The organism is Nocardioides sp. JCM 18998, from assembly GCF_055391535.1.
Genome location: NZ_AP043886.1, coordinates 2,985,091 through 3,003,889, shown reverse-complemented (window position 1 = coordinate 3,003,889; position 18,799 = coordinate 2,985,091). Strand labels below are relative to the sequence as shown.

Annotated in this window: 19 protein-coding genes; 12 read left to right on the top strand and 7 right to left on the bottom strand. The window is 71.8% G+C overall.

Annotation, left to right across the window (positions count from 1 at the left end; all coding sequences use genetic code 11):
- The first annotated feature begins 9 nt into the window (after positions 1 to 9).
- Entirely contained in the window at positions 10 to 429 is a 420-nt protein-coding gene (locus tag ACZ5L9_RS14105; RefSeq protein ID WP_464528804.1) for a hypothetical protein, read from the top strand.
- Between the two features lie 105 nt (positions 430 to 534).
- On the opposite strand, the gene metF is transcribed toward ACZ5L9_RS14105, so the two are convergent.
- Entirely contained in the window at positions 535 to 1,425 is an 891-nt protein-coding gene (gene metF, locus ACZ5L9_RS14100; RefSeq protein WP_464528803.1) for a methylenetetrahydrofolate reductase [NAD(P)H], read from the bottom strand.
- A gap of 39 nt (positions 1,426 to 1,464) precedes the next feature.
- Between metF and ACZ5L9_RS14095 the strand changes: the two genes are divergently transcribed.
- Complete coding sequence (locus ACZ5L9_RS14095; RefSeq protein ID WP_464528802.1) at positions 1,465 to 2,538, top strand: polyprenyl synthetase family protein; 1,074 nt, start codon at positions 1,465 to 1,467, stop codon at positions 2,536 to 2,538.
- Positions 2,539 to 2,637: 99 nt separating this feature from the next.
- On the opposite strand, the gene ACZ5L9_RS14090 is transcribed toward ACZ5L9_RS14095, so the two are convergent.
- Both ACZ5L9_RS14090 and ACZ5L9_RS14085 read right to left on the bottom strand, forming a co-directional pair.
- Positions 2,638 to 3,033 carry a barstar family protein gene (locus tag ACZ5L9_RS14090; RefSeq protein ID WP_464528801.1) on the bottom strand — a complete coding sequence of 132 codons (396 nt, stop codon included), beginning with the start codon at positions 3,031 to 3,033 and terminating at the stop codon, positions 2,638 to 2,640.
- Between the two features lie 27 nt (positions 3,034 to 3,060).
- A complete protein-coding gene (locus tag ACZ5L9_RS14085) occupies positions 3,061 to 3,444 on the bottom strand; it encodes an Rv2175c family DNA-binding protein (RefSeq protein WP_464528800.1) in 384 nt (127 codons plus the stop codon).
- 122 nt (positions 3,445 to 3,566) lie between these two features.
- Here ACZ5L9_RS14085 and pknB point away from each other — a divergent pair, with 122 nt between their 5' ends.
- The 5 genes from pknB (at position 3,567) to ACZ5L9_RS14060 (ending at position 8,311) form a co-directional block, all read left to right on the top strand.
- Complete coding sequence (pknB, locus tag ACZ5L9_RS14080; RefSeq protein WP_464528799.1) at positions 3,567 to 5,582, top strand: Stk1 family PASTA domain-containing Ser/Thr kinase; 2,016 nt, start codon at positions 3,567 to 3,569, stop codon at positions 5,580 to 5,582.
- A 19-nt stretch (positions 5,583 to 5,601) separates the two neighbouring features.
- Positions 5,602 to 6,483 (top strand): deoxyribonuclease IV, encoded by an 882-nt coding sequence (locus tag ACZ5L9_RS14075; protein WP_464528798.1) that lies wholly within the window; start codon positions 5,602 to 5,604, stop codon positions 6,481 to 6,483.
- Positions 6,480 to 7,376 (top strand): DMT family transporter, encoded by an 897-nt coding sequence (locus ACZ5L9_RS14070; RefSeq protein WP_464528796.1) that lies wholly within the window; start codon positions 6,480 to 6,482, stop codon positions 7,374 to 7,376. Before ACZ5L9_RS14075 ends, ACZ5L9_RS14070 begins: the two co-directional genes overlap by 4 nt.
- Before the next feature lie 103 nt (positions 7,377 to 7,479).
- Positions 7,480 to 7,809 carry a hypothetical protein gene (locus ACZ5L9_RS14065; RefSeq protein ID WP_464528794.1) on the top strand — a complete coding sequence of 110 codons (330 nt, stop codon included), beginning with the start codon at positions 7,480 to 7,482 and terminating at the stop codon, positions 7,807 to 7,809.
- Between the two features lie 34 nt (positions 7,810 to 7,843).
- Entirely contained in the window at positions 7,844 to 8,311 is a 468-nt protein-coding gene (locus tag ACZ5L9_RS14060) for an N-acetyltransferase family protein (protein WP_464528792.1), read from the top strand.
- On the opposite strand, the gene ACZ5L9_RS14055 is transcribed toward ACZ5L9_RS14060, so the two are convergent.
- Together ACZ5L9_RS14055 and ACZ5L9_RS14050 are read right to left on the bottom strand one after the other, a co-directional pair.
- A complete protein-coding gene (locus ACZ5L9_RS14055) occupies positions 8,312 to 9,304 on the bottom strand; it encodes a threonine aldolase family protein (protein WP_464528790.1) in 993 nt (330 codons plus the stop codon). It abuts the gene before it with no gap.
- A gap of 156 nt (positions 9,305 to 9,460) precedes the next feature.
- Positions 9,461 to 10,801 (bottom strand): class II 3-deoxy-7-phosphoheptulonate synthase, encoded by a 1,341-nt coding sequence (locus tag ACZ5L9_RS14050; protein WP_464528788.1) that lies wholly within the window; start codon positions 10,799 to 10,801, stop codon positions 9,461 to 9,463.
- A gap of 68 nt (positions 10,802 to 10,869) precedes the next feature.
- On the opposite strand from ACZ5L9_RS14050, the gene ACZ5L9_RS14045 reads away from it, so the two are divergent.
- Positions 10,870 to 11,814 carry an NADP-dependent oxidoreductase gene (locus ACZ5L9_RS14045; RefSeq protein WP_464528786.1) on the top strand — a complete coding sequence of 315 codons (945 nt, stop codon included), beginning with the start codon at positions 10,870 to 10,872 and terminating at the stop codon, positions 11,812 to 11,814.
- A gap of 47 nt (positions 11,815 to 11,861) precedes the next feature.
- Here ACZ5L9_RS14045 and ACZ5L9_RS14040 read toward each other — a convergent pair whose 3' ends face one another.
- Complete coding sequence (locus tag ACZ5L9_RS14040; RefSeq protein ID WP_464528784.1) at positions 11,862 to 12,413, bottom strand: nucleotidyltransferase domain-containing protein; 552 nt, start codon at positions 12,411 to 12,413, stop codon at positions 11,862 to 11,864.
- 65 nt (positions 12,414 to 12,478) lie between these two features.
- Here ACZ5L9_RS14040 and ACZ5L9_RS14035 point away from each other — a divergent pair, with 65 nt between their 5' ends.
- The gene (locus ACZ5L9_RS14035) at positions 12,479 to 13,231 is read left to right on the top strand and encodes an endonuclease/exonuclease/phosphatase family protein (RefSeq protein ID WP_464528782.1); all 753 of its coding nucleotides are present in this window, start codon (positions 12,479 to 12,481) and stop codon (positions 13,229 to 13,231) included.
- A 14-nt stretch (positions 13,232 to 13,245) separates the two neighbouring features.
- Here ACZ5L9_RS14035 and ACZ5L9_RS14030 read toward each other — a convergent pair whose 3' ends face one another.
- Entirely contained in the window at positions 13,246 to 14,844 is a 1,599-nt protein-coding gene (locus tag ACZ5L9_RS14030; protein WP_464528779.1) for a lipase family protein, read from the bottom strand.
- A 100-nt stretch (positions 14,845 to 14,944) separates the two neighbouring features.
- Between ACZ5L9_RS14030 and ACZ5L9_RS14025 the strand changes: the two genes are divergently transcribed.
- From ACZ5L9_RS14025 to ACZ5L9_RS14015, 3 genes are read left to right on the top strand one after another with little or no spacing between them, the layout of a single operon-like run.
- The gene (locus ACZ5L9_RS14025) at positions 14,945 to 16,354 is read left to right on the top strand and encodes a hypothetical protein (RefSeq protein ID WP_464528776.1); all 1,410 of its coding nucleotides are present in this window, start codon (positions 14,945 to 14,947) and stop codon (positions 16,352 to 16,354) included.
- A gap of 29 nt (positions 16,355 to 16,383) precedes the next feature.
- Positions 16,384 to 17,211, top strand: coding sequence for a DUF1028 domain-containing protein (locus tag ACZ5L9_RS14020; RefSeq protein ID WP_464528775.1), 828 nt, complete (start codon positions 16,384 to 16,386; stop codon positions 17,209 to 17,211).
- Complete coding sequence (locus ACZ5L9_RS14015) at positions 17,208 to 18,686, top strand: FGGY family carbohydrate kinase (RefSeq protein WP_464528773.1); 1,479 nt, start codon at positions 17,208 to 17,210, stop codon at positions 18,684 to 18,686. Before ACZ5L9_RS14020 ends, ACZ5L9_RS14015 begins: the two co-directional genes overlap by 4 nt.
- Positions 18,687 to 18,799: the final 113 nt, after the last annotated feature.

Here is an 18,799-nt window from a genome sequence, read left to right as displayed (position 1 = left end):
GTCGCTCACGTGCCCTCCGGTGACGCGGCATCCCGGTTGATCGCCGCCGCGATCGCCATCGCGGCGGTCACCCTCGTGGTCTGGGCCTGGTACTGGCGGACCCGACACAAGCTCCGCACGCTCTACGCAGGCGGAGACGTCCGCGGAGCGGCATGGGTGAGGTTCGGTCGCGACGGACGGTTCAAGGGTCGTGCTGGACGGCTCGTCGTCGCCGATGACGGGTCCGTCACGTTCACTCCGACGAGATACGACCGGAGACACGGGGCACAGATCGAGTCATGGGCGCCGGGCCGCGTCACCATGCGATGGGTCCGCAGGTCATCGCTCCGCGAGAGCTACATCTGGCCGCGATTCCGAGTGCTGGAGCTCAACCAGGACGGACACAAGCAGCAGTTGGCGGCGTACGCGGTCGTCGGGCGCCTCGGCTGAGCTCGCCTGCCGGAGGGTCCACCGAAGTTTGCACGTCGAGCCAGCGCCACGCTCGGAGGGCGACGCCGGACCGCACTTAGGTGTACTCAGCGGCAGGGGCCCGGCTCAGACGCGGACGTTGAGCCGCTCGAAGATCTCCAGCGTCGCCGTCGAGCGGTTGAGGGTGATGAAGTGCAGGCCGGGGGCGCCGCCGGCGAGCAGCTCCTCGCACATCTCGGCCGCGATCGCGATGCCCTCGGAGCGCACCGCCGCCGCGTCGTCACCGTGCTGCTCGATCCGCGCGATGACGTGCTCGGGCACCGAGGTGCCGATCAGCTCGCCCTGTCGCTTGATCGCGGCGAGGTTCAGGATCGGCATGATGCCCGGGAGGATGGGGATGTCGACACCGCGCTCGCGCACCCGCTCCACCAGCGCGAAGTAGTCCTCGGTCCGGTAGAACATCTGGGTGATCGCGAACTCCGCCCCCGCGCGGGCCTTGGCGGCCAGCACGTCGGCGTCGAAGTCGATCGACGGCGACGCGGGGTGCCGCTCCGGGAAGGCGGCCACGCCGATGCCGAAGTCGCGCTTCGCCGACACGCGCTCCACCAGCTCGGCGGCATAGCTCAGCCCGCCCGGCGTCGGGGTCCACTCCTGCGTCGGGCCGCCCTTCGGGTCGCCGCGCAGGAGGAGCACGTTCTCGATCCCGGAGGCGACGTACTCGTCGAGGACCGCGTCGATCTCCTCGACGGTGTGCCCCACGATCGTCAGGTGCGCCATCGGCAGCAGGTTGGTCTCGCGCGCGATCCGGCTGGTGACCCGGATGGTGTTGTCGCGGCTGGAGCCGCCGGCGCCGTAGGTGACGGAGACGAACGAGGGGGCGTACGGCTCGAGCGCCTCGATCGCCTTCCACAGCTGCAGCTCGCCGTCCTCGTCCTTCGGCGGGAAGAACTCGAAGGAGAACGACCGCTGACCGGTGCGTAGACGCTCGGCGATGCGGTTCGTGACAGGGGCGACCATGGCCGAATTCTACGAGTGGGAGCCGGATAGGGTGGCTTCGTGAGCACCACGTGGGACGCCGACGGATTCCGCAGCAGCGTCCAGGCGACGCTCGACGACTTCCTCGCGGCCCAGGGCAGCCTGCTCGCACCGCTCGGGTCGGACGCGGAGCGACTGCTCGAGCAGGCCCGGGTCTCGGTCACCGGCGGCAAGCGGTTCCGGGCGGCGTTCTGCCACTGGGGCCACCGCGCGCTCGCCCCCGACGCGATCGCCCAGGACGACGCAGCCCTCGTCCGGGCCTGCGCCTCGCTCGAGCTGCTGCACGCCTCGGCGCTGGTCCACGACGACTACATGGACGCCTCCGACACCCGCCGCGGACGCCCGTCCTCCCACCGCGTGCTGGAGACGCAGCACCGCGAGGCGGGCTGGCGCGGCTCGCCCGAGCAGTACGGCGCCGCCGGAGCGATCCTGCTCGGCGACCTGCTCCAGGCGTGGGCCGACGAGATGCTGCGCGGCTCCGGCTTCCCGGTCGAGCGCAGCCTCGCGGCGCTCCGGCTCTTCGACATCACCCGCAGCGAGGTCATCGCCGGCCAGTTCCTCGACGTGTCGGTCCAGGCCCGCGGGTTCGCCGACGTCGACACCGCGATGACGGTGCTGCGCTACAAGTCGGCCAAGTACTCCATCGAGCGGCCGCTGCACATCGGCGCCGCCCTGGCCGGCGCCTCGCCCACGGACCTGGAGGCACTGAGCGCCTTCGGCCTGCCCCTGGGCGAGGCCTTCCAGCTGCGGGACGACCTGCTCGGCGTCTTCGGCGACCCGGCGACGACCGGCAAGCCGGCCGGCGACGACCTGGTCGAGGGCAAGCGGACGGTCCTGGTCGCCCATGCGCTGGCCGGCGCCTCCGACGCCGACGCCGAGCTGCTGGACCACTCCCTCGGACGCCCGCTGAGCGAGGCCGCGGTCGACCGGCTTCGGCGGATCATCACCGACTCGGGTGCCGAGGCGCAGGTCGAGGAGACGATCACCGAGCTGACCGATGAGGCGGTCGCAGCGCTCGAGGCGGCACCGATCGACCCGTACGCCCGCGAGGTGCTGCGCGGTCTGGCCGCGGCCGCGACGCAGCGCGCGCTGTGACGGTCGATCAAGGTATGCAGGCGAACCCGCACTCCCCACGGTGAGCTCCGCACGGGAAGCGTCGGTCGGGCTGCATACCTCGACGAACCAGCAGCGCGGCTAGCGCCCCAGAGCCGGTACGCCGATCTCGGGTCCACCGCCCACCAGGACCACCGCGAGCCGCTCGGCCGAGCCGAGCACGTCCACGATCGCCCCGAGGCCGGCGGGGTCCTTCTCGGCCAGGACGGCCCAGTCGGCCCACATCAGCAGGGTGTCGCCGACCAGGTCGCGCAGGCAGTCGGCGAGCGCGTCGAGGTTGCGGCCGGCGTGGTCGCCGAGACCGAGCGCGTCGCCGAGGGCCGCCAGCATGTCGCGCTGGGTGCCGGCGCCCCAGGCCGGCGCGAAGAGCCAGCCGGCGTCGAGGGCCAGCCGCTCGACCTGCTCGCCGTCGTACGGACCCGGGAGCCGGTAGACCCCGAGCGGGAGCTCGCGCGCCAGCAGCGCGGCCAGGCTCATCGCCGGATCCTCATCGGCCCGCCGGCCTCAGAACGCGAGCGCCTGAGCGCGCCGCTTCACCTCGGAGCCGCGGTTCTCGCGCAGCGCATCGATCGGACGCCCCGGCAGGTCCTGGTCGAGGAAGAGCCAGGCGATGATCTCGCGGTCGTCGTACCCGTTGTCGTGCATCATCGTCAACAGGCCCGGCAGGCCCTTGACCGGCAGGGCGTCCTGGATGAACAGGGCGGGCACGCGCTGGCCGGCCCCCTTCTCCCCCGGGTTCGGGACGGCGGCGGCGAGCTGGTGCTCGCGGACCATCGTGCGCACGGTCGCGGGGGTGATGCCGAGGAGCTTCCCGGCCTGCGCCCAGTCGATCCACTCGGTGACGAGCTCGGCGAGGTTGTGGTCGGCGAGGGTCTTCTGCTCGGACATGCCCTCACTCTGTCACCTCACGTGTCGTGGCGGGAAACTCGCTCACCGCTCCGTACGATGGGGTCTCCGGTCCCCTTCCCCAGGGAGAAACAGTCCCGGCCGGATAGCAGGAGGGTTTCCACGTGCAGCCAGACGGGCGTGCTCGTGCGCGCGACGACGCGCGCACGCAGGATCCGATGATCGGGCGCACCCTCGACCGCCGCTACCGGATCACCAGCCGGATCGCGCGCGGTGGGATGGCGTCGGTCTACACCGCACACGACGACCGGCTCGACCGCACCGTGGCGATCAAGATCATGCACGCCGGTCTCGGTGACGGGCACAGCGACGGGACCAGCGACAACGCGTTCGCCGCGCGGTTCGTCCGGGAGGCGCGCGCCGCCGCCCGCCTGGCCCACCCGAACGTGGTGGCGGTCTACGACCAGGGCTCCGACCACTCTGCCGACGGCACCATCACGTTCCTGGCGATGGAGTACGTGCCCGGCCACACCCTGCGCGACACCGTCATCGCGGAGGCTCCGATGCCGCCGCGCAAGGCTCTCGCCGTGATGGAGCCGGTGCTGGGCGCGCTCGCCGCCGCCCACCGTGCCGGCCTGGTGCACCGCGACGTGAAGCCGGAGAACGTCCTCATCTCCTCCGACGGCCGCCAGATCAAGGTCGCCGACTTCGGCCTGGCGCGTGCGGTCAGCTCCGAGACCCAGCACACCTCGACCGGCGTGCTCATCGGCACCGTCTCCTACCTCGCTCCCGAGCTGGTCACCGACGGCACGGCCGACGCCCGCGCGGACGTCTACGCAGCCGGCGTCCTGCTCTACGAGCTCCTCACCGGCACCAAGCCGCACGCCGGCGAGACCCCGATCCAGGTGGCCTACAAGCACGTCCACGCCGACGTGCCGCCGCCGTCGCGCACCGTGCCCGGGCTTCCGGCGTACGTCGACGCGCTCGTCGCCCGTGCCACCGCCCGCGACCGCTCCCTCCGCCCGGCCGACGCCGGGGTCCTGCTGCACCAGCTGCGCCGGGTCCAGCACGCGCTGGCAACCGGCGTCGTCGACGATCCGGCGCTGGTGGCCGATCTCGCCCTGCCCGTACGGGTCGGCGGCGGGGCCGAGGCGACCGAGACGATGCTGATCCGCGACACGACGTCGTCCGTCGGCGATCGCACCCAGCAGGTCGACCGGACCACGCCGAACATGAGCCGCTCCGGCGGCACGCCCGTCCCGCCGACGTCGGCGAGGGCGGGGAAGCCGCGGCGGAGGCGTCGCGGACCCGTGCTGTTCGTCCTGGCCCTGCTGCTGGCCGTCGCGGTCGGCGTCGGCGCATGGTGGTTCGGCTTCGGCCGCTACGCCGACGCCCCGGGCGTGCTCCAGCTGACCCAGGCCCAGGCACAGTCCAAGCTCGAGGCGGCCGGGCTGCACGTGAAGGTGGCGCCCCCGGCCTACTCCGACACCGTCGCCAAGGGCCGTGTGATGGCCTCCGACCCGGCCGCGGGCGACCGCGTGCTCGACGGCGGCACCGTCACGATCACGATCTCCAAGGGCATCGAGGAGTACCCCGTGCCCGTCGTGGCAGGGAAGTCCTTCACCGACGCCAAGGCCGCGCTCACCGCCATCAAGATGGACGTGCCGGATCCGGTCGAGGCCTGGTCCGACACGGTCCCCGACGGCCACGTCATCGGCACCGCACCCAAGGCCGGCACCGTGCTGCGTCCCGGCACCGCCGTCACGGTCACCGTCAGCAAGGGGCGCAAGCCGATCCATGTCGCGAGCTGGGTCGGCAAGTCCGGCGAGCAGGCGAAGAAGACGCTCGAGCGGGCCGGCCTGGTCGTCAAGACCGACACCGACTTCAGCGACAAGGTCGACGAGGGCAAGGTCATCAGCCAATCCCCCGGAACCGGCACGCTCTACCGCGGCGACACCGTCACGCTGCTGATCTCCGACGGCCCGCCGATGGTCACCATCCCGGGCGGCCTGCGCGGCAGCGGGGAGGACGACGCCCGCGCGAAGCTCGAGGCGCTCGGGCTCAAGGTCGAGGTGGACAAGTCCCCGTTCTACGCCGGCCTCGGCTACGTGATCTCGGTCAACCCGGGCTCGGGCGAGCAGGTCCGGGTGGGCTCGACGGTGACGCTCTCGCTGTTCTGAGTCGGTAAAGTTCGCGCCTGTGCGCAACCCCATCGGCTCCCATGTTCCCGTCGGCAAAGGCCTTCGCGCCGGAGCGCTGACCACCGCCGACGAGCTGGGCTGCGAGACGCTGCAGATCTTCGTCGGCAACCCCCGTGGCTGGGCGCTGTCGGCGGGCAACCCGGGCCAGGACAGGGCCTTCCGTACGGAGGTCGAGACGCGCGGCTACCGCGCGTACGTGCACGCCCCCTACCTGGTGAACCTCGGCTCCCCCACGCCGGCGACCTACGAGAAGTCGGCCGCCGTGGTCGCGCACAACCTCACGCGAGCCGCCGAGATCGGCGCCGAGGGCGTCGTGGTCCACACCGGATCGTTCGTGTCGACCGAGGGCGACGCCGAGGCACAGCATGTGGCCGCGCTCCGGCAGGTCCGTGAGGCGCTGATGCCGGTGCTCGACACCCTCGGCGACGACGGCCCGTGGCTGCTGCTGGAGCCGACCGCGGGCCAGGGCCGCTCGCTGTGCGCGGGCGTCGAGGACCTGAGCGCCTACCTCGGCGCCCTCGACCTGCACCCCAAGGCGGGGATCTGCCTCGACACCTGTCACGTCTTCGCGGCCGGTGCGCCGCTCGACGAGCCCGGCGGCGTCGCGGCGACCCTCGACCGGATCGTGGAGATCGGCGGCGAGGGCCGGCTCCGTCTGATCCACGCCAACGACTCGATGGACGTCCGGGGCGCCTTCAAGGACCGGCACGAGAACATCGGCCAGGGCCACATCGGTGCCGACGCGTTCCGCGACCTCTTCGCCCACCCGGCGACCGACGGCGTGCCGTTCATCCTCGAGACGCCGAGCTCGGGCGACCCCGACACCCCCGACATCCCGCTGCTCAAGCAGCTGCGCGCCGAGGCGCTGGTCGGGGCGTGACGAACCGCGACACGCGCACCGAGACCCTCGGTGCGCTCGCCCTGCTCGCGCTCACCATGGGGTGGGGCTCGACCTTCTTCATGACCAAGGACCTGGTCCAGCGGGTGCCGGTCGTCGACTACCTCGGCGTCCGCTTCGCGATCGCGGCGCTGGTCCTGCTGGCGGTCGCTCCCCGGTCGGTCCTGCGGCTCTCGCGGGCCGCGCTGTGGCAGAGCATCGGGCTGGGCGTGATCTACGGTCTCGCGCAGATCCTGCAGACCCTCGGCCTGGACCGTACGCCCGCCTCGACCGCTGGCTTCGTCACCGGCCTGTACGTCGTGATGACGCCGCTGCTCGCCGCGCCGCTGCTGCGACAGCGGATCCCGGGCGCAGCGTGGGCCGCGGTGTTCCTGGCGACCGGCGGCATGGCGGTGCTCTCGCTGCGCGGGCTCGAGGTCGGCAACGGCGAGCTCCTGGTGCTCGTCTCTGCGGTGCTCTACGCGCTGCACATCTGCGGCCTCGGCGCCTGGTCGACGCCCGAGAGCGCGATGGGCTCCACGATCGTGCAGCTCCTCGTGATCGCGGTGGTCTGCCTGGTCAGCGCCGCGCCCGGCGGCGTCACCCTGCCCGACAACGGGCCCGACTGGGCGCGGATGGCGTACATGGCCGTCATCGTCGGTGCCCTCGGCATGCTCGCCCAGGTCTGGGCGCAGGCCCACCTGCCCCCGACCCGCTCCGCGGTGATCATGTCGATGGAGCCGGTCTTCGCCGCGCTCTTCGCCGTCCTCTTCGGGGGCGAGTCACTCACCGGGCGGATGGTGATCGGCGGCCTGATGGTGCTGGGCGCGATGCTCCTGGTCGAGCTCGCGCCCCGGCGCAAGGTCGAGGCCGAGGTCCTGCACCCGGCCCAGTAGGCGGTGCCCCGACCATCAGTAACCGATCACGTCACGAAGCGTTCTCTGACCGGTAGCCCACGGTGGCTGGTTTCAGAGACGCGTTCAAGGGGAGGCTCATTCCATGGAGTTCTGCGGACGGTGTGGCAAGGAGCTCGGCCGGGGTCTGGAGCGCGGCCGGTTCTGTGCGAAGTGCGGGCACGAGAACCCGGGCAACGCCCGCTACCCTCTGTGGGCCGAGAGCGCCGAGGGCGGCGCCGCGACCGCCACGCTGCCGCGGGTGAGCGACGACCTGACCAGCGTGCGGCTCCCCGCACTGTCCAGCACGACGACCGGCCACGCGATCGCCGCGGCGCTGGGCGAGCCCGCCTCCCGCTGGCGGACGACCGTCCTCGCCGCCCTGGCCGCGATCACGGTCGTGCTGCTGCTCGGGTTCTTCCTGCTCTTGCGCTGATCGGCCGCGCGGGGCGACTCGCTAACCTTCAGGCGTGCCCCGGATCCTGATCGACGTCGTCGAGACGCCGGAGGACCGCGAGCTGGCGATGCGCGTGTGGCGCGCGGCCAACCACGCTCGCCGTCGGCCCGCCGGCGAGCTGCGCGCCAGCCGGGTGCGGGAGAAGATCGAGCGTGCCGAGCTGCTCCTGCTGGCCCACTACGGCACCCGGCCCGCCGGCGTCCTGCTCGCGGAGAGCTTCGTCGACCACAACGAGCCCGAGGCCGGCACCGGCCACGTCGCGATGCTCTACGTCGATCCCGCCGTCTGGGGCTCGGGCGTCGGCACCAAGCTGCTGCGAGACCTGCAGTGCCGCTCGTGGGAGCGGCTCTCGGCCTGGACCCGTGCCGACAACCGACGCGGCCAGCGGGTGCTGCTCGCCGCCGGCTTCGCCGACGCCGGCACCCGCTCCCAGCTGCAGGACGGCGAGGAGATCATGCAGTTCCGCTGGTCGCGGGACTGATCAGAGCCTCGCCAGGATCGCCGCGGCGCGCTCCGCGTCGGCCTTGCCGATGTCGAGGTGGGTGACGATCCGTACGGCCTTCGGCCCGACCGCGCTGATCAGCACGTCCTGCTCGCGCGCGGCCGCGACGAAGCCCGGGGCGTCCTCGCGCGGGACGACCACGATGTTGGTGTCGACCCCGGCCGGGTCGACACCGCAGGCCTCGGCGAGCAGCCGGGCGTGGGTGTGGTCGTCGGCGAGCCGCTCGACGTGGTGGTCGAGGGCGTGCAGGCCCGCCGCGGCCAGGATGCCGACCTGGCGCATGCCGCCACCCATCCGCTTGCGGCGCACCCGCGACTCGGCGATCGCCGCGGCCGAGCCGACGACGAGCGACCCGACCGGGGCACCGAGCCCCTTCGAGAGGCAGACGGCCAGCACGTCGGCGATCTCGCCGTACGTGCCCAACGGGGTGCCGGTGGCGACGTGCGCGTTCCAGATGCGGGCGCCGTCGAGGTGGATCGCGGCGCCGACGCCGTCGGCGTAGGAGCGCAGCGCCCGGAGGTCCTCGAGCGGCAGCACCGCGCCGCCGGCGAAGTTGTGGGTGTTCTCGACCGCGATCGCCCTGGTCTGGACGAAGTACGGCCCGAGGTCGGGCGCGAAGAGCGTCTCGATCTGCGACAGGTCGATCTGGCCGCGCGGGTGGTGCCAGGTGCGCATCGTGATCCCGGAGATCGCCCCGTGGGCGCCGAGCTCGGCGCGGGCGATGTGCGCCGCCGACTCGCAGAGCACCTCTTGGCCCGGCTCGACCAGGGTGCGCACCGCGAGCACGTTGGCCAGCGAGCCGGTGGCGGTGAAGAGCGCCGCCTCCTTGCCGAAGAGCCCGGCCACCCGCTCCTCGAGCGCGCGTACGGTCGGGTCCTCGCCGTAGACGTCGTCACCGACCTCCGCGTGGGCCATCGCCGCACGCATCGCCTCGGTCGGCCTGGTCACGGTGTCGGAGCGCAGATCGATCACGCCGACACCCTAACAACGCCCGAGAGGTCAGTTATCGCGGGTCGAGTGGGCACTCGGGCGGGTCTCGATACGCTCGCTGCGCTCGCTACTCGACCAACGACATCCCGCGGGTCGAGTAGTCGCTGCGAGGGACGAGCGGCGACGTATCGAGACCGGTCAACGACGCAGGAGCTCGGCGACCTGGAAGGCCATCTCGAGGGACTGCACGCGGTTGAGGCGCGGGTCGACGACCGACTCGTACCGGCGGGCCAGGCCCTCCTCGGAGAGCTCCTCGCCGCCGCCGACGATCTCGGTGACGTCGTCGCCGGTGTTCTCCACCAGGATGCCGGCCGGGACCGTGCCGAGCGCCTTGTGCACGTCGAAGAACCCCTGCACCTCGCCGAGGACGTCCTCGAAGCGGCGCGTCTTGTAGCCGTTGGACGCGGAGAAGGTGTTGCCGTGCATCGGGTCGCTGATCCACGCGACCTTGACTCCCTCGGCGGTGACCTTCTCGACCAGCGGCGGCAGTCCGTCGCGGATCTTGTCCACACCGAAGCGGGTGATGAAGGTCAGGCGACCCTCCTCGTTCTCCGGGTTGAGCTTGGCGGCGAGCTGGAGGGCGTCGTCGGCGGTGGCCGTCGGGCCGAGCTTGCAGCCGATCGGGTTCTTGATGTGGCGGAAGTACTCGACGTGCGCGCCGTCGAGCTGGCGGGTGCGCTCGCCGATCCAGACGAAGTGGCCCGAGACGTTGTACGGGTCCTCGGTGCGCGAGTCGATCCGCGTCATCGCGTGCTCGTACTCCATCAGGAGCGCCTCGTGCGAGGAGTAGAAGTCGACCCGGTGGAACTCGTCGGGGTTGGCGCCGATCGCCTTCATGAAGGTCAGCGCGCGATCGATCTCCTTGCCCATCGCCTCGTAGCGCGCGCCCACCGGGCTGCTCGCGACGAACTCGGAGTTCCACGCGTGCACCTGGCGCAGGTCGGCGTAGCCGCCGGTGGTGAAGGCGCGCACGAGGTTCAGCGTGGAGGCAGACGCGTGGTAGACGTCGAGCAGGCGCTGCGGGTCGGGGATGCGGGACTCGGGGGTGAACTCGAAGCCGTTGACCGCGTCACCGCGGTAGGCCGGCAGGGTCACCTCCTCGCCGTCCAGGACCCGGGTCTCCAGGTCGCTGCTGCGCGGCTTGGCGTACTGGCCCGCGAGGCGGCCGATCTTCACGACCGGCACCGAGGCGGCGTACGTGAGCACGACGGCCATCTGCAGCAGCACCCGCAGCTTGTTGCGGGTGTTGTCGGCGGTGGCGTCGATGAAGGTCTCGGCGCAGTCGCCGCCCTGCAGGATGAACGCCTCGCCGCGCGAGGCGGCGGCGATCTTCGACTTGAGCCCGTCGCACTCGCCCGCAAAGACCAGCGGCGGAAGCACACGGAGCCGATCCACGGCGGCGTCGAGCGCAGCCTGGTCGGGGTAGGTCGGCTGCTGGGCGGCGCCGATCTTGTGGAGCTCTTCAAGCGACGGGATCACGCGGCTAGGGTACGCGCGGCTGGAATGCCACCACCACTCGGTTAGTTGCCGTGGACATGACCCGAATCGTGACTCCTCTCACCGCGACCTATGTCAGCGCCGACGCGTACGGCGACGAGAACGTTCTCGGCCTGCGGGAGGAGGAGCTGCCCGCTCCGGGTCCCGGACAGGTCCGGCTGGTCGTGAAGGCGATCGGGGTGAACCCGGTCGATCTCAAGATCCGGCAGGGCATGCGCGGCGGAGGCCCGGTGCCGTTCCGGCTCGGCTACGAGGTCGCCGGCGTGGTCGAGGCGATCGGGCCCGACGTCTCGACGGTGTCCGTGGGCGACGAGGTGATCGCCTTCCGGATCAGCGGCGGCTACGCCTCCGCGGTGGTCGTGCCGGCGGCCGACGTGGTGCCGAAGCCCGCCGCCCTCCCCTGGGCCGAGGCTTCCGGGCTGCTCTTGGCCGGCGTGACGGCGGTGCACGCGCTCGAGGTCACCGGGGTCGGCGAGGGCGACGTGGTGTTGCTGCACGGCGCCGCCGGCGCGGTCGGCCAGGCGGTCATCCAGCTCGCCGTCGAGCGTGGAGCGCGCGTCCTCGGCACCGCATCGCCCCGCAACCACGACCTGCTGCGGTCGCTGGGCGCGGTGCCGATCGCGTACGGCGATGGTCTTCGCGAGCGGATCCTCGCCGCGGCCGAGGACCTCGGGCGTCCGACGGCGGTCGTCGACGCGGCCGGCAGCGACGAGTCACTGGCGACGTCGCTGGAGCTCGTCGACCGCGACCGGATCGCGACGATCGTGGTGTCGCCGGCCAGCCTCGGCGCGGGGATCAAGGCGCTCGGCGGTGCGCCGGGCGCGGACCCGGGTACCGAGATCCGCGCCGCGGCCCGCGCTCCCCTGGCGCGCCTCGCCGGCGAGGGCCGCCTGAAGGTGCGGGTGGTCAAGGAGGTGCCGCTGCGCGACGTGCGCGAGGCGCACCGGTTCGTCGCCGAGAACCACGCCTCGGGCAAGGTCGTGCTGATCCCGTGATGCCTCGGCCCGTGATGCCGCGGCCGGTGAGACGCAGTCGGTGATGCTCAGTCCGTGATGCTCAGCCGATCGAGGAGGTAGAGGAACGCGGAGGCGTACGGGTTCTCCTCGACCGCCTGGCGCACCCGCGCCCAGTCGATCTGCTCGCGCACCGCGCGGGCGGCAGGCAGCGCCGCGGACAGGTTGCAGGCGTGCTCCTCCATCGCCAGCATCCGATCGATCGTCAGGGTGGTCGCCGACAGGACCGGCATGGCGACCGACTCGACCTCGAGCTCGTCGACGCCGTCGAAGTGGCGGCGGGTGACGGCGTGGCTGCTGGTCCGGTAGAGGACGTCGACCATCGCGCCGCCGATGAAGACCTTGAAGAGCCAGTCCTCGGGCGGCTGCACCACCTGCAGGCCGTGCTCGGCGAGCCGCTCCATCACGCGCGGCGCGTCGTCCTCGGCGACCATGAAGTCGACGTCGTGGTCGGGCTCAGGCCCGCCGCGCGCCCACAGCCCGTAGCTGCCGGCGAGGGCGAACGGGACCCCGATCTCCTTGAGGGCGACCGCGACGGTCTTGAGGGCTTCGCGCAGCCCGCGGCGTACCTCGTCCGGCATGCCACCCGATACCCCTCCCGGTGTTGCCACATGCTCGCGCTGGTTACCGGTGGAGGGTGCGCCTGGTGACCTTCAACATCCTGCACGGCCGCTCCCCCGAACGCGCCGAGGTCGACATCGCGGTCTTCGCCGATGCGATCGCCAGCCTCGACGCCGACGTGGTCGCGCTGCAGGAGGTGGACCGCAACCAGGACCGCTCCGGGCGGGCCGACCTGACGGCGGTCGCGGCCGACGCGATGGGCGCCGAGCATCACCTCTTCGTGGCGGCGCTCGCGGGCAGCCCCGGCGCGACCTGGACCGCGGCGACGGGTGAGGAGCAGCCGGACACGGCGGCGTACGGCATCGCGCTGCTGAGCCGCCACCCGGTGAACTCCTGGCAGGTGGTGCGACTGCCGGTCGTGCCGGGTCCGGCGCCGATGCGCTTCCCTGGCCGGCGCCTGCCGACGCTCGTCCGCGAGGAGCCGCGGGTGGCGATGGCGGCGGGCATCGACTCGCCGCTGGGACCGATCACGGTGGCCACCACCCACCTGTCGTTCCTGCCCTGGTGGCACGGCCACCAGCTGCGCACGCTGGTACGCGCGCTGCGGGCCGCGCCCCGCCCGCTGCTGGTCACCGGCGACCTCAACATGGCGCCGGAGAAGGCGGCGCGGGTCAGCGGGATGACGCCGCTGGGCGGCGGGCACCCGACCTTTCCGGTCGAGGCGCCCACCGCCCAGCTTGACCACGTCCTGGCGGACGGGTTCGACGGTGTGGCGAAGGGATCCGTCCGGCGGCTGCCGGTGTCGGACCACCTCGCCCTCGTCGTGGATCTCGCGTGATCAGCGCAGACTGATCAGCGCAGCGTGATGTGCTTCTTCAGGCCTCCGACGACCACCTGGTAGCGGGTCTTCCGGTTGCCGTTGTGGTCGGTGACCTTGATGACCGCCTTGCCGTGACGGACGACGCCGTGGCCGACCGCCTTCTTGTGGCCGGCGACAGACGCCACGACCTTCTTGCCGTTCGCGTGGGATGCCGTCACCACCAGGACGTCCCGGTGGCCCTTCGAGTGACCCTTGACCGTGGCGTGCACCGCCGGAGGCCCCGGGTCGCCGATGACCCGCGGGGCGCAGTTGTAGTCGGCCGGCGTCGCCGTCCCGGCGAACCACTTGTCGATGAAGCCCCCGCCGGGAGCCAGACCGAGCGCCTTGATCATGAACGACTGACCCACTGCACTGTGCAGACCGGCCTGCTCGACGTAGTCGACCGCGACACCGCGGTCGCAGTAGTTCGCGGCGAGTGCCTTCACGTCGTCGGCGACCATGACGCCGTCACCGATGCCGTCGCTGCTGCGACCGTTCATCATCAGCATCGGCGCGGTCGGGGTGGCGCCCTTGCCCATCGTCAGGCCGTCGACGATCGGCTTGACCGCGTCCGCGTTGAGGAAGTCGACGCCGGGAGTGACCAGGTCGGACAGGTGCTTGCCCGGGTACTTGCTGGAGAAGTCCGCGATGCACTTCGTCGACACGTCGCTGGCGACCTGCTTGCCGTAGTCGCTCAGCAGCGAGGTGATCGCCTGGGCGGTCTCGTCGCCGTACGCGCGGCCGAGCGAGACGGTCGCCGCCGGGATGACGCCGAACCAACTGTCTCGATCGCCGTCAGCGGAGCTGTCGACGTAGTTCACGAGGTGGCGCAGGTTGACCGGCACGCCGCCGATGGCGGTGCCGATCAGGTGCACGTCCGGCGCGTAGGTCGGCTGGAGCTCGGCGGCCCACTCACCGGCGATGGAGCCGCCCGAGTAGCCCACCGTAGCGACCTTGGTCGTCGCCGCGGGGAGGTCCAGGCTCTTCTCGGTCGCCCGGACCGCGTCGAGCGTGCTCTTGCCCGCCTCGTGGCCGGCGGCCCAGTCGAGGCCCTCGCCCTCGAAGTCGGGAACGGTGACCGTGTAGCCCGACTCGAGCAGCTGGGTGATCGCCGCCTTCTCGCCGTCGAGCTTGGAGCTCTGCAGCGTGTAGCTCGGGTCGCAGGTGTCACTGAGACCGTCGTAGTAGCTCAGGTAGGCGACCACGCCCTTGCTCGTCACCGGCGTCGGCAGGTTCTCCGGCTTGATCACCGTGGTGACGGTCGCGCTCGGGTTCCCCACCTCGTCCACGGTGCGGTAGAGCAGCTGGGTGGCGTCGATCGAGAAGTGCTTGTAGGTCGTGCTCCCGTTCGAGGCGCCGAGCGCATTGAGAAGGTCGGCCATGATCGGGAGTGTGACGGTGCGGGTGTCCAGCACCTGCCCGGCCGTGGTCCCCGCGTCCGGGACGTACGGCTTCCCGGCGCTGTAGCGGTAGAACGAGTCGCTGCTCGGGTAGCTCGATGCATCCGCGTGCGCGCTGCCGGCGATGAGCGTCGGCGCGAGGACGACGGCGGTGGCGGCCGCGATCGCGGCCGCCCGAGTGAGTTGTGACATGGGCCACATCATCCGTGGCGATCCCGCTATTTACAATCCGACCCGCCCGGCCGGAGCGCATGCGACCCACGACGCCGGGAAAGTCACTAAGGTCGCGCCCGTGCCGTCGACTCGAGGGATGCCCTTCCCCGACTTCGCCCGACGGCTGATCCTGGTGGTCAGCACCGTGGTGGCCGCGTGCATCACCGCGACCGCAGGCGACACGTGGTGGGCGCTGCGCGCCGGGCGCGACATCTGGCACCACCACAGGATCAGCCTCACCGACCGCTACTCCTACACCGCGGCCGGCGATCCCTGGCCGGATCACGAGTGGCTCTGGCAGGCCGTCATCTATCCGGTGCACGCGATCGGCGGGCTGCCGCTGCTCACCTGCGCGGCCGCCCTGCTCGCGGGCGGCACCCTGGCGCTGTCCACCGCCTGCGGGACCGTACGGCGAACAGATCTCGTGGTCCTTCTGGCAGCGGTCCCGGGTCTGGTCGGGAGCTGGACGCTGCGACCGCAGATGGTCAGCATGCTCGGGTTCGCCCTGGTCCTGTGGCTGTTGCGCGAGCGGCGCTGGTGGTGGTGCGTCCCCGTCATGCTGGTCTGGGCCAACATGCACGGCGGGGTGGTCTTCGGCGGGCTCGCACTCGGCTCCGCGTGCCTCGCCGCGCTGCTCTCGAAGGCGAGCAGGTCGTACCTGCGCCCGCTCCTCGCCGTCACCGCGCTCAGTGCTCTCGCCACGCTGCTGACGCCGCTGGGCACGGGGCTGTGGCACTACGTCCTCACCTCCGGCAGCCGGCCGTTCGAGGACCGGATCACCGAGTGGATGCCGTCCTACCGCGGCCTGACGTTCTACAGCGGCGCCTTCTGGGCGTGGGTCGCCGGCGTCGTGGTCCTGGTCGCCGTGACGGCCTTCGTCCGCCCCGCGCGGCTGCGGACCTGGCCGGTGATGCTCGCGCTGCTCTCGACCCTCGTGACCCTCCCGCTGGCGATCGACGCCCGGCGCAACATGACGATGTTCGTGATCGCCGCGGCCCCCTTGGCGATCGAGCTGCTCCGACCCTCGAAGCACAAGGAGCGCGCGCACGACACCGTGCCCGTCGCCCGGGCGTTGCTCGCCGGCACGGCCGGCGCCGGCGTGGTGGCGATCGTGCTGACCTACCTCGCCCAACCCGCGTCCCTCAACTGGAAGCCGATCGACGCGACGATCGAGCGGGCCGTCGCGTCGTGCCCCGGCCACGTCTACACCAGCTACGACTCCGGGGCGTACCTGATCTGGTTCACCCCGCAGGTGAAGGTCTTCGCGGACAACCGCCAGGACCCCTACTCCGAGCAGATCCTCGACCTGAGCATCCTGGAGGCCGGTTCGCCGTACGTCGGCGTCTTCCAGCAGTACGACGTGCGCTGCGCCGCCATCCTCGAGCGCAACGCCGGCACCCTCGCGACGCTGACCCGCGACGGCTGGGCGATCGCCGAGCGCGAGGACGGATGGATCGTCCTGACCGCGCCCGGCGTGAGCCTCGATTGACCTCGGGCGTTCCCGCTAGCCTCGGCTCCATGACGTTCTCGATCGTGGCTCGCTCCTCCGACGGCGCGTCGTGGGGTGTGGCCGTCGCCTCCCGGTTCCTGGCCGTGGGCAACGCGGTTCCGGCCGCGGTCGCCGGGGTCGGCGCCCTGGCCACCCAGGCGATGGCGAACGTGGCCTACAAGGGCCTGGCGCTGGCCCACCTCGACGACGGCGCCACCGCGGCGGTAGCCCTGCAGCGACTGCTCGAGGAGGACGATGAGCGCGATCATCGCCAGGTCGGGATCGTCGACGTCGAGGGCAACGCCGCCTCCCACACCGGACCCTCGTGCCTCGACTGGGCGGGCAGCATCACCGGCGACGGCTACGCGATCCAGGGCAACATCCTGGTCGGCCCCGAGGTCGTGGACGCGATGGAGCGCGCCTGGCAGGCCAGCGCCGAGGAGCCCGATCTGGCCCGCCGGCTGCTGGCCGCGCTGAGCGCCGGCGACGAGGCCGGCGGCGACGCCCGCGGTCGACAGTCCGCCGCGCTCCTGGTGGTGCGCGAGGACGCCGGCTACGGCGGCCTGGACGACGTCGCCGTCGACCTGCGCGTCGACGACCACACCGCGCCGATCCCCGAGCTCACCCGGCTGCTCGACCTCAACGACCTCTACCTGACCGCCTCGACCGAAGACGAGAAAGTGCCTGTCACGCCGGAGCTCGAGACGGAGCTCCAGGCCTACGCCCGGGAGCAGGGGGCGGCGGACTTCCTGGCCTGGGTCGGGACGGAGAACTACGAGATGCGCGTCGCGGCCGACCTCGCGTGGATCGATGAGCGCATCCTCGCGATCGTCCGCGGCTCGGGAGCCGACGCGTGACGTCGGCCGGCAGCGCCATCCTGGCGATCGACGCCGGCACCACCGGGGTCACCGCGCTCGTCGTCTCCCGAGACGGCCGGATCGTGGCTCGGGGCTATCAGGAGTTCGCCCAGCACTTCCCCCAGGCGGGATGGGTCGAGCACGCACCGGAGGAGATCTGGCAGGCGACGCTCGAGGCGGTGCGTGCCGCCTTGAAGGGCTTCGACCGCACCGCACTGGTCGGCATCGGCATCACCAACCAGCGCGAGACGGTGGTGCTGTGGGACCGCGAGACGCTCGGCTCGCCCCGGCGCGCGATCGTGTGGCAGGACCGCCGTACGGCCTCCTTCTGCAGCGAGATGGCCTCGCACGAGGCCCGCGTCGCGGACCTGACCGGTCTGCGGATGGACCCCTACTTCTCCGCGACCAAGCTCGCCTGGATCCGCGAGCACGAGCCGCAGACCTGGGCGCACGTCGAGTCGGGGCGCTACGCCGTCGGCACCGTCGACTCGTACCTCATCGCCCGGATGACCCGAGGCGTCCACCACGTCACCGACGTATCGAACGCCTCGCGCACGCTGCTCTTCGACCTCGAGGGCGGCGACTGGTCCAATGAGCTGTGCGGCCTCTTCGGGGTGCCGCGCGACGCGCTGCCGGAGCTGGTGCCCAACTGGGGCTCGATCGCGACGACCGACGCACGCTCCTTCCTCGACCTGTCGCTGCCGATCGCGGGTATCGCCGGCGATCAGCAGTCGGCGCTCTTCGGCCAGACCTGCTTCGAGGTGGGCGAGGTGAAGTGCACCTACGGCACCGGGTCGTTCATCCTCACCAACACCGGATCCGAGGTGGTCCGCTCCGATGCCGGGCTGCTCTCCACCGCCGCCTGGCGGGCGCCGTCGGGCGAGATGACGTACGCCCTGGAGGGCTCGATCTTCGTCACCGGCGCCGCTGTGCAGTGGCTGCGCGACGGTCTGCAGATCGTCGGGTCGGCGGCCGAGACCGAGGCGATCGCCGGCACCGTCCCGTCCTCGGACGGCGTGGTGTTCGTGCCGGCGCTGACCGGCATGGGCGCGCCACACTGGGACCCGCACGCCCGCGGGCTCATCGTCGGTCTCACCCGCGGCACGACCCGCGGCCACATCGTCCGCGCGACGCTCGAGGCGATCACGTACGAAGTGCGCGACGTGGTCGACACGATGCCGCCCGTCGCGGCGCTGAAGGTGGACGGTGGTGCGGCCGCGAACAACCTGCTCTGCGGACTCCAGGCCGACCAGCTCGGCATCGAGGTCTCCCGGCCCGCGATCGTGGAGACGACTGCTCTCGGCGCGGCGTTCATGGCAGGTCTTGGCGTCGGCCTCTGGTCCTCCTTCGACGAGCTGCGTGCGACCTGGACCCTCGATCGAAGCTTCTCCCCCGCCGCTGACCGCACCCGCGCCGACGCCGGCCACGCGCAGTGGCTCAAGGCCGTGGACCGCGCCAAGTCCTGGGCAGACTAGGCCCTCCCGCACGACCGACTCGGCCTTCCCGCACGGCTGACTTGGCCCTCGCGCACGGCTGACCTGGCCCTCGCGCTCTGGACGGGACCACACGCGTGGTGGCTCGACGCGAC

Excerpts from the sequence above, each read along its gene's own strand:
- ACZ5L9_RS14040 (WP_464528784.1), bottom strand. The coding sequence starts at position 12,413 with ATGCCGGACGAGGTACGCCGCGGGCTGCGCGAAGCCCTCAAGACCGTC.
- ACZ5L9_RS14085 (WP_464528800.1), bottom strand. The coding sequence starts at position 3,444 with ATGTCCGAGCAGAAGACCCTCGCCGACCACAACCTCGCCGAGCTCGTC.
- ACZ5L9_RS14020 (WP_464528775.1), top strand. The coding sequence starts at position 16,384 with ATGACGTTCTCGATCGTGGCTCGCTCCTCCGACGGCGCGTCGTGGGGT.
- metF (WP_464528803.1), bottom strand. The coding sequence starts at position 1,425 with ATGGTCGCCCCTGTCACGAACCGCATCGCCGAGCGTCTACGCACCGGT.
- ACZ5L9_RS14090 (WP_464528801.1), bottom strand. The coding sequence starts at position 3,033 with ATGAGCCTGGCCGCGCTGCTGGCGCGCGAGCTCCCGCTCGGGGTCTAC.
- ACZ5L9_RS14030 (WP_464528779.1), bottom strand. The coding sequence starts at position 14,844 with ATGTCACAACTCACTCGGGCGGCCGCGATCGCGGCCGCCACCGCCGTC.
- ACZ5L9_RS14065 (WP_464528794.1), top strand. The coding sequence starts at position 7,480 with ATGGAGTTCTGCGGACGGTGTGGCAAGGAGCTCGGCCGGGGTCTGGAG.